The following is a 13,808-nucleotide window of genomic DNA, read 5'->3' on the forward strand; positions in this document are numbered from 1 at the left end:
CATTTGTTTTTTAAAATGGATCATTTCAAGACAGAAAAAGGACGTTTCGCGACATTTTTATGTCAGACAGGCGGTATTTTTTCTATCATAGACGTAGATAGTCGAAAGGGGCGAACCAAATGATTACTCTCAGCGATTGTAGTTGCTGGTTTACAGATAAGAAAAAAGTCGTAAAGGCGATGAAACATATGACATTCTCCGTGAAGGAAGGAGAAGTCGTCGGCATCTTAGGAGAAAATGGAGCGGGGAAAACCACATTATTACGCGCCGTTGCCACATTATTAGAACCTACGCACGGATCAGTCACTGTCGCAGGCTTTGATACAGTCAAAGAAGCAACTGAAGTGAAGAAGCGAATTGGGGTCTTGTTTGGCGGTGAGACGGGACTTTATGACCGTTTGACGGCTCGTGAAAACCTTGAATACTTTGGGAAATTATATGGCTTGGATCAGCATGAGATCAAAGCAAGAATTGAGGATTTAGCAAAGCGATTCGGGATGAGGCAGTACATGGATCGCAAGGTAAAAGGATTTTCAAGAGGGATGAAGCAAAAGGTGGCGATTGCCAGAACATTGATTCATGACCCTGACATTATTTTGTTTGACGAACCGACAACAGGTTTAGATATCACATCGAGTAATATTTTCAGAGAGTTTATTCATCAGTTGAAACAGCAAAATAAAACGATTCTATTTTCAAGCCACATCATGGAAGAAGTCAGCCTGCTTTGTGACAGTGTCATGATGATACATCAAGGGGAGCTCGTGTACAAAGGAACGCTTCCAGAATTATATGCACAGGAACAAAGTGAAGACTTGAATTACATCTTTATGTCGAAGCTCGCAAGGGGGAATGCATAATGTGGAAAACCGTCTTTTTAAAAGAAATGACAGATTCGCTCAGAGACAGGAAAACGTTGTTCTTAACAGTTTTGATCCCTCTTTTGACGATGCTCGGACTCGTGTTTTTCTACGAAAGCATGATCGCTGATCCAGGCGATAAAACGTATACAGTCGCAATCAATGAAAAGCTTCCGTCCGATATGAATGACATGATCAAAGAAGTGAAAAACCTGAAACTTGAAACATTTGATGACCCGCAGCAAGCCGTTAAAGACGGTGAGGCAAATGCTTATCTAGAAATGCCAAAAGATGCAGGCGATATGCTTCAGCATCAAACATCGTTTGCCATTAAAGTCCATGGGTATCCAACAGATGATGATTCAGTGATTGCGGTTCAAATGCTGCAATCATTGCTTGAACAATATCAAAATCAAGTCGTAGAAAAGCGTTTGGCACAGGATCAGATCAAATCGTCAGTGATTCATCCGTTTGAGGTGCAATCGGTTGATGTGCAAGAAGGAGAGGACGGGGATGGAGAAAACGGGATGACCGCCATGCTGCTGTCGATTCTTCTTCCAATGATTTTAGTGACCTCTGTGATCTCAGGTGCTTTGCCAGCTGCGCTTGATATCGTAGCAGGTGAAAAGGATAGAAAGTCAATTGAAGCTTTATTCCTGACACCGGCCAGCAGACTTCAGCTTTTAATTGGAAAATGGCTAGCTGTTTCTATGTTTGGTATATTAAGTGGCATTGTGGCGATTGGCATGCTGCTGCTCTCTACATTGCTCTTTACAGAAAAACTGAAACAAGCGCTGAACTTCGGAGATCAAGTGTGGAGCATCATCGGTGTTATGTTTGCGGCATTAATTATTTTCTCATTCATGGTATCCATGATTGAACTGCTGCTCAGTGTCGTTTCAAGCTCAGTGAAAGAAGCACAATCGTACATGTCCATGATCATTACACTAGGTGTGATTCCGATGTTTTTCACCATGAGAGCAGGCGCTACGCAGCTAGATACGTATTACTTTGCGATCCCATTCCTTAATATTCACGCACTATGCAAGCAATTGATGTTTGGCATCGTTGACCCGATGTCGATTGCCCTGACGCTCGGCTCCTCGGCGTTGACAGTGATGATCTTGTTTGTCATCGTGAGAAGTTTGTTTATGAAAGAGAAATGGATGCTTGCGAAATAAATAAACGCCCTCTATGATAGAGGGCGTTTTCAGGTGAATGCCGATCACCGTATGTTTTAGTCTAAGAAACCGAATTGATCCAAGTTCTCTAAATAAAATTGAAAATACTCGTCATGAATATCAACTGGATATTCTTCTAACTCATTTTCAATAAGTGCACCTACAATTAAAGCATTTATATACCTATCAAGCTTTTCGCAACTAGCTCTTACGGTAAATTCTGAAACATATACTCCATCTTTACTTTCTAAAATAATATCAATTCTTCTACCTTCTTGTTCATCAAGCAATAAGTGATTATATTCCCATTCTTTTACTTTTTTGGGATTCAAAGGATGGAGACGGTTGTGAAGTACTTGTTCACGATGATCCTTTTTTTCCTCATTCGAAAACAATTGAATCAATATACTCGGATCATCAATGACAAAACATTTATATATCTTAGTATATTCAAAGTGATCATCATTTACTAAATCTAAAATCTTTGTTTTTGAAAATTCTCTAGCTTTAAATTTAGACGTTATCATCTCAACGACTTGTTCTTTAGTAAAAGTCAATTGATCTTTTTTATATAAATACTGTTTATATAGCTTTTCGTAATTATACATGATTCACCTCTATTAATTATTTAACAGGACCTCCGTAGAATGAATGAGCTTTTGGAGTTCTTTTATATGGATGCCAGTGATAATAATAACCTTTCTTCGGCTTACCTTTGTATCTATCTACTTCTTTAAATGGTTTACCTTTTGTATTAGCTCCAGCTGCAACAACTTCTGCCTGACTAGAAGAAATAGACCAAATATCCTTTTTTGACTTCATTCTAGCGATTGCTTGCGATTTACTTAGTCCTTTTCCAACATATACTCCGCCTTTAATAGCAGCTTCATAATGATTATATTTTTTTTTGCTTTTAGACCTATGCTTGATGGCTTCTGTAGCAATTACATAACCAGCTCCTCCAACAATAATCACCGCACCAGTATGAAATAAAGCAGTCATAACTGCAGGTGTTATTGCTATTCCCACCGGAATTAAAAAGGCGAATGAAGCTGTACCTTCCTCTGAATTATAGGTGGAAATTTCCTCTGTTTCAACATCTTCAAAAGTCGCTTCAAACTCATCGTCTTTAAATTGATTAACTTTTATTTCATATTCCTTTGAGATTTCTTCACCGACTTCATTGAATTCTCTTGTAGTTAAATTAAAACTATCTGCACCAGGTTCTAAACTGAGAGTAGCTTCAACCTTATTTCCTTCCGCGTCGTTCATTGAAGTATCTAAAACCAATTCATCACTTGATACTTCAAAATTATCAACAGAAATATTTTCTTCAGATAAACGATCTTCTAACATCTCTGAAACTACTTCTTCATCAACAATCATATTATTATCGATTTCTTCTGCCTTGGTATGATTGGTAGGAAATAGACTAGCAACTAATAAAAACACCAGTAATATTATAATTTTACTTTTAACTTTTAACCACATATAAAATCCCTCCGTTATTTATTGAAACCCTGAATAATTTTACTTTTATTATCCAGCATTTCCGTAGATGAACTCTCCAGATAGGTATAGACCTGTGAAAAGCTCTTTTCATCTTTATTAATTTTCTCTTTATAAAGAAAATTGGCAATTACGCCCGTTATGTAAGCTACCGAATAAGAAGTCCCTGTATAAACAGAATTACCTCCTTTATTATTTAACGATAAAACATTAACACCGGGTGCAAAAAAATCAACTTTTCCTATAGCAGAGAATTGTGGTACTTTATTCTTTGAATCAATTGCCCCGACAGAAATAACATTATCGTATCGAGCTGGAAATTGACTATTTAAACCATAAGTATTACCGCTAGCAGCAACAATAATAATCCCTTTATTTACGGCATCGTCCACTAGCTCCCTTAATTCGGGAAAATCCTTTTGAAAACCTAAACTTAAATTAATTATATCCGCATTTTGGGATATAGCCCACTTAAATCCATCTATAAAACCCTGTCTTTCAATCTTTCCATCATTTTTGATCACTTTAACAGAATATAGTTCGACATTTTGTGTAACCCCAGTAACTTCACTGTTTGTATTGTTTGCTGTAATTATTCCTGCGATTGATGTACCATGACTTAATTTATTTTTAGACTCAATGGACGAATCTATCGGATTAAATTCTTTTACAATCTTACCTTTTAAATCTTTATGATTCTTATTAATTCCACTATCTAAAACCGCGACTTTAATTTTTTCATTTAATTCTCTCGTACTTTCATTTTTTAAATCACCTTTTAGCAAAAAACTAAACACTCCAAAGTATAAAACCACCATTATAAAAACAAATAAAATGAACCATTTCTTTAACTTTAGAATTTTATCAGTCATATTTTCTCACTCTTTCAATAATCATTTCCTCCTACCCTATTTTATTTAGATTTTGATTCTTTTTTAATAATAATCGATCGTTCCCCCCAATAAGTCTTGGTATGTTTCTGAATTCTTATGAAAAATATCACTAATGTTTCTCTAAATAAGATCTTTTCGACAACATCAAATCACTCTTTTTGTTAATCGAGTATTTGATAGCATAACTTTTTTCCTCTTTTGTCAACTTGCTTATAGTAGGTCTTTTAATATTTCATCTACGAAATTTGAATTGTTGGATGAACAATATTATTTAGTTCACATTAGTATCTATACATTCGAAGGTTTCAGAAGCTAAGGCATTTTATTAGACAAGATCATTAAGCTTTTTAGAATTAGTAAAACTAGTTAAAGATGATAAAGAACTAAGAGTAACGATTGAGCTGAAACTACCTTAAAAAAGGATTAATTTCATGGTAAATTTTCTCTTTGAAGTAGTTACTAATTCTAGCATAATATCAATGATAAAAAGTTTAAAATTACCTTAAAATAAGCATAAAGAACCTTTTTTTTGAATATTTTATAAAAATGGAATTATTTATATTTAGAAGAGTTATATTAAAGAATAACTTAAATAGAAAAAAGAGTTGGTGAATGAAAATGATGGTTTACTTTTATAATGAGTTAGGAAAGAAGCTAGGTCTATAATATAGTTCAATAGAAATAAAGTATGAGGAGTACATTTTTTTCCTTCGAGTTTACATTTCATCTTTAACACAGATAAGCAGAAAAAATCTTAAGTACAAAAAAGAACAATCAGGATTGAATACCTCATAGTGAACAAGCTAAAGAAATGGATCTTATAGAAAGAAATGTTGTCAAGGGTAAGATAACTTGACTATATTCTTGTTTTTTTATGATAGAGGGGGGGAACGTTCGCCAAACCAGATGATAAATTATAACAAAAAACCCCCGGGAACCGGGGGTTTTTCTTTAGTTCTTGATGAACTTTTCAACCAACGAGCTTGTTTTGTAGTCGTTCAAATCAAGTTTCCATTGGTCGATATCGTTTTTCTTCATGTTCACTTCTACTGTTTCTTCAGAAGATGATGGTCCTAATTTTTTAAATTCATCTGGATAGATAGAAAGTAGATATTTCTGTGCATCATCATAAGATGCTGTACGGTTTTTGCTGTAGAATTCAGTTGCTTTTTCTTTTAAACGATCGACAAGCGGGCTTGCATCAATTGGTGTAAGTGTCACAGTCACGACAGCTTTATCACCGCTGATTGATTTTGTTTTCGTTGATACTTTTGATTTTTCAGCTAATGTTTCTTTCACAGCTTTTAGAAGCTTATCAAGGTTTTCGTCTTTTGCTGAGCTAGATGAAATACCAGAAGAAGAAATGTAGCCTTGTTTGAATGATTTATCAAATTCGTTTACGACAGTTGATTTGTTATCACCTGTTAGTTTTTCGAAATCGTCATTTTTCTTACCAAAGATCATGACATCAATATAAGAAGAAAGGGCTTTTGCAGACGCTTGAAGTGTATCTGCCTTTTTCATCAAGTCTTTTCCTTTAATATCGAATTCTAGTGTTTTGTCATCTTTTTTCGATCCAGTACCAGGCTCTGTGTAAACCAATTGATAGTCTTTTTCTTTATCAACCACAAAGAAAAGACCACCTTTTGATACTTTACCTGCATTTAGAGAGCTTGAAGATAATACTTCGTTGTAGTCATCAGGAGAGATGGTAGACACCTGAGCGTCATCTTGGTAAAGCGTAAAGTTGCTTTTATCCACATTCAATGGTTCTTTGCTGATGTTTTTTACAGATACATTCACTTTTAGGACATATTGATCATCCTGAACAGATGTATCGTATTGAGGTGGTAAAGTGTACTCAGCACTTTCTACTTTTACTTCAGCTGCATCAAGGGATTTTTTTGTATCGCTTTCTTTCGCAGCAGTTTTGTCTTTTCCACCACTACAAGCAGCAGCGACAACAGTTACACACAAAATCAGAAGAAACAGGGATAATTTCTTTTTAAACATGAGATGTTTTCCTCCTCGGGTTTTATGGTGAATTTCATTGGAAAGCTTTAGTTCATATCGTTCTTTTTGCACAAAAAGAAAATACTGTATGTTTTTTACTGTAGAATGAAGCGAAAGTACTGTCAATACCTCAGTGCGTTCGAAAGGTTCATCCACTTCAAGTAGTAAAAATGACACTATGTTGAGAGGAGAAATGTGTATTTTATTGTTTGAAATCTCCTGTAAAAACTCAACATTTTATATTTTAAGGTTTTGAGTCGGATTATTGAATAGGTTCAAATGACTGTTTTTGAAGAAGATGTAGCAAATAGAAGGATTTTTATGACTTGTAAATGAGTCGTTAGTAATGAATATTTTTTCCTGTGATGTGTATGATCACTAGGTTTGTGTGTTGTTGACACAGAGACACTTGTCCAGCGAAATGTTGAGGTATTTAGACAGGCTCTCGACACGGAATGTGTCTTTTCCCTTCAAAATGGCAGTCATCTACACAGAAACCCTACATAAAATAAAAGAGAAATGAATGGGAGGTGGATGTATGGCAGTGGTAAGAGCGACAAGCTCTGATATTGATTTAATGGCCAGACTGCTGAGAGCCGAAGCGGAAGGTGAAGGGAAACAAGGGATGCTGCTTGTAGGAAATGTAGGCATCAATCGTTTGCGTGCCAACTGTTCTGACTTTAAAGGGCTGCGTACGATTCCACAAATGATTTATCAGGAGCATGCGTTTGAGGCAGTCACGCATGGCTATTTTTATCAGCGAGCACGAGAAAGTGAAAAGACACTTGCACGGAGGAACATTAATGGTGAACGATTTTGGCCTGCGAAATTCAGTCTTTGGTATTTCAAACCGCCTGGAAATTGTCCATCCACTTGGTACAATCAGCCGTTTGTGGCAAGGTATAAGTCACATTGCTTTTACCAGCCCACAGCTGAAACTTGCGAGAATGTTTATAACACCTTTTAGCTTGATGAACAGCACAATCCTTTGTATTCAAGAGGATTGTGTTTTTCTTTTTTTCAAAATGGGTAACCATTGTGTATCAACAAGATGAAGCACGTGATTGGAGGAAATGAAGATGTATCAAGATTTAAAAGGGAAAACAGCCATTGTGACAGGTTCTTCTAAAGGGATTGGACAAGCCATCGCCTTGAGGTTTGGACAAGAACAAATGAACGTGGTTGTGAATTATAAAGGTGATGAAGAGGGTGCTGAAGAAACAGTACAAGCCATTCAACAGCAAGGAGGTCAAGCGGTGAAAGTACACGCAGATGTCTCCAAAGAGGAAGGGATTCAGGCGTTAATGGATGCCGCGCTGGAGAATTTTAACGCACTAGACGTGTTCGTCAATAATTCGGGATTTAATGGTGAAGAAGCAATGCCGCATGAAATGACGTTGGAACAATGGCAAAAGGTCATTGATGTGAATATCACAGGCTCATTTTTAGGAGCAAAGGCAGCAATCGCCTATATGATGGAGCATGATGTGAAAGGATCAATCTTGAATATATCCAGTGTCCATCAAGAGATCCCGCGTCCGTTCAATGTTCATTACTCTACTTCTAAAGGAGGAATGAATATGATGACGAAGACGCTGGCTCTTGATTATGCCGAAGCGGGTATTCGGGTCAATGCGATTGCACCAGGTACGATGGCAACGGAATCAAATGACGACCTTCAAGATGAACAGAAAAAACAAAAGCAGCTTGAGAAAATTCCAATGAGAACGTTTGGCGAGCCAAAGGAGATTGGGTCCGCCGCTGCATTTCTCGTATCGAAAGAAGCTGCCTATATTACAGGTACTACATTATTTGTTGATGGAGGAATGACGCTTTATCCTTCTCAATTAAATGATGAATAATAGAAAAACATCCGCCCCATTAACCGGCGGATGTTTTTTCTTTGTAGCGGTGTGCTGACTTTGCTGGTTTGCCGAGCAGCATAGGATACTTGCTCAAGAAAGAGATACATGGCACCATGAGCAGCAATGTACCGATCGTATAAAAGAGCGTCCAAGAAAGCTGCGCTGTATCAGAGATATTGATGCCTAGTCCGTAATAAACAAATGCCTTCATGATATCGATACCGGCAAATTGCAGGACGAGAATCACAATGGAATGACGTCCGAGATACGTCAATATCGTGGACGTTTTCAATTTGAAGCTTAAATAAATAACAGCAGCTGAACCGAGCAGTGCACAAGCATAAAAAATGAATAGATCCCCATAGTCATTGACCCGCATATCAATTCGTGAATTAAAGCTTTGCATATATGCAGTCAGTACAAGCAGACCTGTACATAACAGAAGGGTAGGATCTGTTTTTAATTCCACAAACCATTGTTTTGCTAAAAATCCGATTGAATAAAACACAACAGCCGTTAACGCAACGTTGGCATTCCAAGGGAGACTCTGGTTTAACAATAGCGTGGAAGCATATCCGGCTCCGCCGCAAAGGACGGTCAGTAAAATCAATACAGCTGGTTTTCCTTTTGTCAGACGATGCATCAAGAAAAACAACATTTCCACTAAAAAGAGCGTCGTTAAAAACCAGATGGCTGGGTTATGCGTCAGTCTTGCTTCATCGGCATTTGAAATGAAAATTCCTGTAAAAGGAACGAAGGGATCAATATCTGTTTGCCCCTTAAAGGCGAAAAATCGGGTCACCGTGAACCAGAAAACGTACGTAATAATGGAGAAATAGAGATAAGGTAAGAGCAAGCTTTTCGCTTTTTTCTGTATAAATGACATAGCAGGTTGTGAGGATGATCGAAACATCATACCTGATAGTAAAAAGAAGAGTGGCATATGAAAAGAGTATATAAATTGCTTGAATGAATCAGGAATGGGTACATGTGCCATAACGACGAGCAGAATGCCGATTCCTTTAGCCGCATCCACCCAGTCGAGTCGCTTATTCAAGGCCAGTCATCTCCTTCCTTCTCAGCATTGTAAACCGTTACTTCATATGTACCTCTACTATATAAAAGGTACACCTACCATGCGTTTACAGTTCGCTAACGATTAGAAGACACATTTGCGATCAGATGACAGAAGGAAGCTTTTTGACATCTCGATGTTACATTTCCCATTTTTTATGACAATGTAAAAAAAGAAGCCAATGAAAGATTGGCTTCAAAATAGTTCTGCGATTCGTTCAAAGGAACGCTGTTTTTCCATTGGATCAAATGAATTGTTTAATATCATGATCTCGTCCGTTTGATAGCGGTCCATTAAGATTTGTAGCTGTTCTTTCACTGTTTGCTTTGAGCCAACAATCATTCGCTGGCGGTTTTGTAACACTTTTTTCTTTTCTTGCTCAGTGTAATGATAGTTCTCTGCTTCTTCTATAGAAGGAACGCGACTGTCCAGCCCTTTTTCAACCCGAAGTAGCCATAAATCTGTACTGGTGGCAATGCGGCTTGCTTCCTCGCCTGTGTCTGCGCAGATCACAAAGACAGCAAACATAGACTGAGGCTGACGTGAGAAAACGGATGGAGAAAAGTGTGACCGATACGCTTCAAAAGCTTGCCGGCCTCGTGCAGGATGAATAAAATGTCCGAAAATATAGTTGATTCCAAGTGATGCCGCCTGGATGGCACTGTTTTCCCCGAGTCCAAGCAACCAGACTGGCGGATAAGAATCAACGAGCGGAGCCGCTTTCACTCCTGCATGCCGATGACCAGAAGGCAGGCTGTCAGATAAGTAAAAAAGAAGGTCCTCCAGTTGGCGGTCAAATTGAGACAGTTCTTTCTTGACGCCGTCTGTCAAAGCGAGTCTCGTCCTTTCAATTCCGCCTGGGGATTTACCAACCCCGATCTCAATCCGCCCAGGGTAAAGGGCTTCAAGCTGGCGGGTGACTTCTGCTACTTTAAAAGGGCTGTACTGCGGGAGTAAAATACCCCCAGAGCCTGTGCGCAAAGTCGATGTGTGTGAAGCAATATGTGCCATTAATATTTCAGGCGCTGTACTCGCGAGTCCTCTCGTGCTGTGGTGTTCAGCAAACCAATATCGCTCATACCCCAGTGTTTCCGCAAGCTTGGCCAGCTCTGTCGTATGAACCAATGTTTCTTGTGCGGACTGGCCTTTAGGGATGGCGACTTGATCTAATATATGAAGTGATGGCATCATCAACACCCTTTCATCAATACGTTGAATTCTATCCATAAGTATAAAGAAAGTCATGAACGGAAGGAAATGAAAGGGTTTATCACAGCTATGTACATGAATTTTCTATATCAACATATGAAGTGGATGCGCGCCCTGTTTTTAAGCGAGAGGCTGTGTAACGGGAACATTCGACAATGTTTCACATGAAACACTTCTTTTACGACATGAATCATTTTTGTCATGGATCTTTCTTTAAAAAAATATCATCATATTGAAACCTCTTTTATACATAGATCGTATATACTAGTAAATAGAAAAAAGAGTAAGAGGCTCCAATGTCATTTCATGAATTTTGTCGAATTTTCATGTATGATGATTTTAATAGGGTCCATCGCTTAATAAATAGATTTTTATTATGCTGGAGGAGTGATTGATTTGGCGATTACATTAGAAAAAGGTCAACGTATTGATTTAACAAAAGGAAAAGCAGGACTAACCAATATTCTAGTTGGACTTGGCTGGGACCCTGTGTCACAAGGCGGCGGTTTTCTTGGAAAGCTGTTTGGCGGCGGAGGCGGCGCTGATATTGATTGTGACGCTTCAGTGCTGATGCTGAAAAATGATAAGTTTGTTGAAAATAAAGATTTGATTTACTTTGGTAACTTGAAAAGCAAATGCGGCAGTGTTGAGCATACAGGTGACAACCTGACAGGTGAAGGAGACGGAGATGATGAACAAGTCCTCGTCAACTTAAGCAAGGTACCAGGCAATGTGAATAAATTGGTGTTCGTTGTGAACATTTATGATGCACTTAGAAGAAACCAACACTTTGGTATGATTCAAAATGCTTACATCCGAATTGTTGACCGTTCAAACAATCAAGAATTAGTGAAATATAATTTGAAAGATGAATATGCAGGTAAAACATCATTAATCGTTGGAGAGCTTTATCGCCACGAGAATGAGTGGAAGTTTGCAGCTGTAGGAAATGGTACAAACGATGCGAAGCTTGCCGATATTACGAGAAACTACATTTAATTAGAAGGGAGAGGTTCCTAGTGGGAATTTCTTTAGCGAAAGGTCAAAAAATTGATTTAACAAAAACGAATCCAGGTTTAACAAAAGTAGTCGTAGGTCTTGGCTGGGATGTAAACAAGTATGATGGCGGACATGACTTTGATCTAGACGCAAGCGTATTCCTTTTAGATGCAGCAGGGAAAGCAAACTCTCCATCTGACTTTGTCTTCTACAATCAAACAACTGGCGGTGGCGGAAGCATCGTACATACAGGCGATAACCGTACAGGTGAAGGAGACGGAGATGACGAGCAGGTCAATGTTGATCTTTCAACTGTACCAGCAAGTATTGAGAAAATCTCCTTCGTCATTACAATCCATGATGCAGAAGCACGCAGCCAAAACTTTGGACAGGTGTCTAACGCTTACGTCCGTATTTTAAATGCGGCATCAAATGAAGAGCTCATTCGCTATGATTTGGCAGAAGACTTTTCAATTGAAACAGCGATTATTGTAGGTGAATTATACCGTCATGGCGGAGAGTGGAAATTTTCAGCTGTTGGATCAGGCTATCAAGGCGGACTTGCCCGCATTGCAACAGACTTCGGCTTAGATATCGGGTAACGCCCGTTTTCATATTTTCAGAAGATAGGAGAGATACGAATATGGCGATTCAGCTTTCAAAAGGACACCGTGTCGATTTAACGAAAACCAACCCAGGGCTGACAAAAGTGATGATCGGACTTGGCTGGGATACGAATAAATATTCAGGCGGAGCCGAATTTGATTTGGACGCTTCGGCTTTCTTAGTAGATGCAAACAATCGTTGTCAGCAAGACACAGACTTCGTGTTCTATAATAATCTGCAGCATCCAAGCGTTAGTGTTACTCATACCGGTGATAACCGTACGGGTGAAGGAGATGGAGATGACGAGCAAATTCTCGTTGATTTCTCGAAAATTCCTGCTAACATTGATCGTATCGGAATTACAGTTACGATTCATGATGCAGAGGCACGCAGCCAGAATTTTGGACAAGTCTCTAATGCATTTGTTCGTGTTGTAAATGAAGAGGGCGGGGAAGAATTGATTCGTTTTGATTTAGGGGAGGACTTCTCAATTGAAACAGCTGTCGTCGTATGCGAACTATATAGACACGGCAGCGATTGGAAGTTTAACGCAATCGGAAGCGGATTCTCTGGCGGACTTGCAGCTCTTTGTCAAAATTATGGGTTAGAAGTGTAAAGAGAAGAAACAACTTCATTCAAGAGGCGCTGCCAATGACTCATATGAGGGTATTTTCCAAAGTGAGAAAGAAACAGCGATCAAGAATAACAGCAGGCGAAAGCCTGCTGATGCTTCTACACTTATAGGAGGAAAACCAGTTGGACATTTTGAAACATATGTTGGACACGTATGCCTCGTTTTTTGATTGGCATATGTGGGCAGAGGTATTAACAGACCCTGTCTCTTGGGGGCTTATCGGGACCCTTGTCGTGCTTGAAGGTTTGTTGTCAGCGGATAACGCACTTGTATTAGCTGTTATGGTGAAACATTTACCTGAAAAGCAGCGTAAAAAGGCATTAACCTACGGATTAATTGGCGCTTATTTCTTCCGTTTTCTATTTATTGGCGTAGGGATGTTGCTTATTAAGTTTTGGTGGATCAAGGTTCTAGGCGCTGCATACTTAGCTTGGCTGGTCATTAAGCACTTCTGGTTAGGTGACGGAGATGACGAAGCGAAGGAATTGAAAAAAGAAGGCTGGATGATTCGCGTATTTGGCGTCTTCTGGGCAACTGTTATTTCTGTAGAAATTATGGACCTTGCCTTCTCGGTAGATAGTATTCTTGCTGCATTCGCTGTATCTGAGGAAGTATGGATTCTTCTTTTAGGTGGAATGCTTGGAATTCTGATGATGCGTACAGTGGCACAATTATTCCTTGTGCTTATCGACCGTATACCAGAGCTTGAGAATACGGCATTTATTCTCATTGGAATTATTGCCATCAAAATGGGCTTAAGTGCTGCTCATATTGAAATCCCGCATCTTGCATTCTTTGCGATTATTATCCTAGCGTTTATCGGAACGTTTATTGTTCATAAAATCAATAAGAAGAAGCATCAAGGTGTAACAAACGAAGCTGCGGCTTCAAAAGAAGAATAGGACGATCAAAAAGGAATGGAGTTGACTAGCGGCTCCATCCTTTTTTGAATCATCAAGTCATT

The 13,808-nt window shown here is 38.6% G+C and carries 14 protein-coding genes; 8 read left to right on the forward strand and 6 right to left on the reverse strand.

Annotated features, from left to right (window positions below; all coding sequences use genetic code 11):
• Positions 1-119: 119 nt before the first annotated feature.
• Positions 120-860 (forward strand): ATP-binding cassette domain-containing protein, encoded by a 741-nt coding sequence (locus M2353_RS01185; RefSeq protein WP_041508193.1) that lies wholly within the window; start codon positions 120-122, stop codon positions 858-860.
• Complete coding sequence (locus M2353_RS01190; protein WP_284724775.1) at positions 860-2,041, forward strand: ABC transporter permease; 1,182 nt, start codon at positions 860-862, stop codon at positions 2,039-2,041. Before M2353_RS01185 ends, M2353_RS01190 begins: the two co-directional genes overlap by 1 nt.
• Positions 2,042-2,097: 56 nt before the next feature.
• Here M2353_RS01190 and M2353_RS01195 read toward each other — a convergent pair whose 3' ends face one another.
• From M2353_RS01195 to M2353_RS01210, 4 genes are all read right to left on the reverse strand, one after another.
• A complete protein-coding gene (locus tag M2353_RS01195) occupies positions 2,098-2,649 on the reverse strand; it encodes a hypothetical protein (RefSeq protein WP_071168150.1) in 552 nt (183 codons plus the stop codon).
• 16 nt (positions 2,650-2,665) lie between these two features.
• A complete protein-coding gene (locus tag M2353_RS01200; RefSeq protein ID WP_284724776.1) occupies positions 2,666-3,532 on the reverse strand; it encodes an SAR2788 family putative toxin in 867 nt (288 codons plus the stop codon).
• A 14-nt stretch (positions 3,533-3,546) separates the two neighbouring features.
• Positions 3,547-4,422 carry a S8 family peptidase gene (locus M2353_RS01205; RefSeq protein WP_284724777.1) on the reverse strand — a complete coding sequence of 292 codons (876 nt, stop codon included), beginning with the start codon at positions 4,420-4,422 and terminating at the stop codon, positions 3,547-3,549.
• Between the two features lie 972 nt (positions 4,423-5,394).
• Positions 5,395-6,456, reverse strand: a complete 1,062-nt coding sequence (locus M2353_RS01210) for a DUF4352 domain-containing protein (RefSeq protein ID WP_024719008.1) — start codon at positions 6,454-6,456, stop codon at positions 5,395-5,397.
• Positions 6,457-6,994: 538 nt separating this feature from the next.
• Here M2353_RS01210 and M2353_RS01215 point away from each other — a divergent pair.
• Both M2353_RS01215 and M2353_RS01220 read left to right on the forward strand, forming a co-directional pair.
• Complete coding sequence (locus tag M2353_RS01215; RefSeq protein WP_008342138.1) at positions 6,995-7,423, forward strand: cell wall hydrolase; 429 nt, start codon at positions 6,995-6,997, stop codon at positions 7,421-7,423.
• Between the two features lie 112 nt (positions 7,424-7,535).
• Positions 7,536-8,318 (forward strand): glucose 1-dehydrogenase, encoded by a 783-nt coding sequence (locus M2353_RS01220; protein WP_178896798.1) that lies wholly within the window; start codon positions 7,536-7,538, stop codon positions 8,316-8,318.
• A gap of 19 nt (positions 8,319-8,337) precedes the next feature.
• Here the strand turns inward: M2353_RS01220 and M2353_RS01225 are convergent, their stop codons facing one another.
• Both M2353_RS01225 and M2353_RS01230 read right to left on the reverse strand, forming a co-directional pair.
• Positions 8,338-9,378 (reverse strand): acyltransferase family protein, encoded by a 1,041-nt coding sequence (locus M2353_RS01225; RefSeq protein WP_017358596.1) that lies wholly within the window; start codon positions 9,376-9,378, stop codon positions 8,338-8,340.
• 213 nt (positions 9,379-9,591) lie between these two features.
• Positions 9,592-10,584, reverse strand: coding sequence for an LLM class flavin-dependent oxidoreductase (locus M2353_RS01230; RefSeq protein WP_284724778.1), 993 nt, complete (start codon positions 10,582-10,584; stop codon positions 9,592-9,594).
• 417 nt (positions 10,585-11,001) lie between these two features.
• Between M2353_RS01230 and M2353_RS01235 the strand changes: the two genes are divergently transcribed.
• From M2353_RS01235 to M2353_RS01250, 4 genes are all read left to right on the forward strand, one after another.
• Positions 11,002-11,604, forward strand: a complete 603-nt coding sequence (locus tag M2353_RS01235) for a TerD family protein (protein WP_017358594.1) — start codon at positions 11,002-11,004, stop codon at positions 11,602-11,604.
• Between the two features lie 20 nt (positions 11,605-11,624).
• Positions 11,625-12,206, forward strand: a complete 582-nt coding sequence (locus M2353_RS01240) for a TerD family protein (RefSeq protein ID WP_008342133.1) — start codon at positions 11,625-11,627, stop codon at positions 12,204-12,206.
• Positions 12,207-12,247: 41 nt separating this feature from the next.
• Positions 12,248-12,826 carry a TerD family protein gene (locus M2353_RS01245; protein WP_284724779.1) on the forward strand — a complete coding sequence of 193 codons (579 nt, stop codon included), beginning with the start codon at positions 12,248-12,250 and terminating at the stop codon, positions 12,824-12,826.
• A gap of 140 nt (positions 12,827-12,966) precedes the next feature.
• A complete protein-coding gene (locus M2353_RS01250) occupies positions 12,967-13,746 on the forward strand; it encodes a TerC family protein (RefSeq protein WP_008342130.1) in 780 nt (259 codons plus the stop codon).
• The last annotated feature ends 62 nt before the right edge of the window (positions 13,747-13,808 follow it).

The organism is Bacillus aerius (assembly GCF_029894105.1).
Lineage (GTDB): Bacteria > Bacillota > Bacilli > Bacillales > Bacillaceae > Bacillus > Bacillus altitudinis.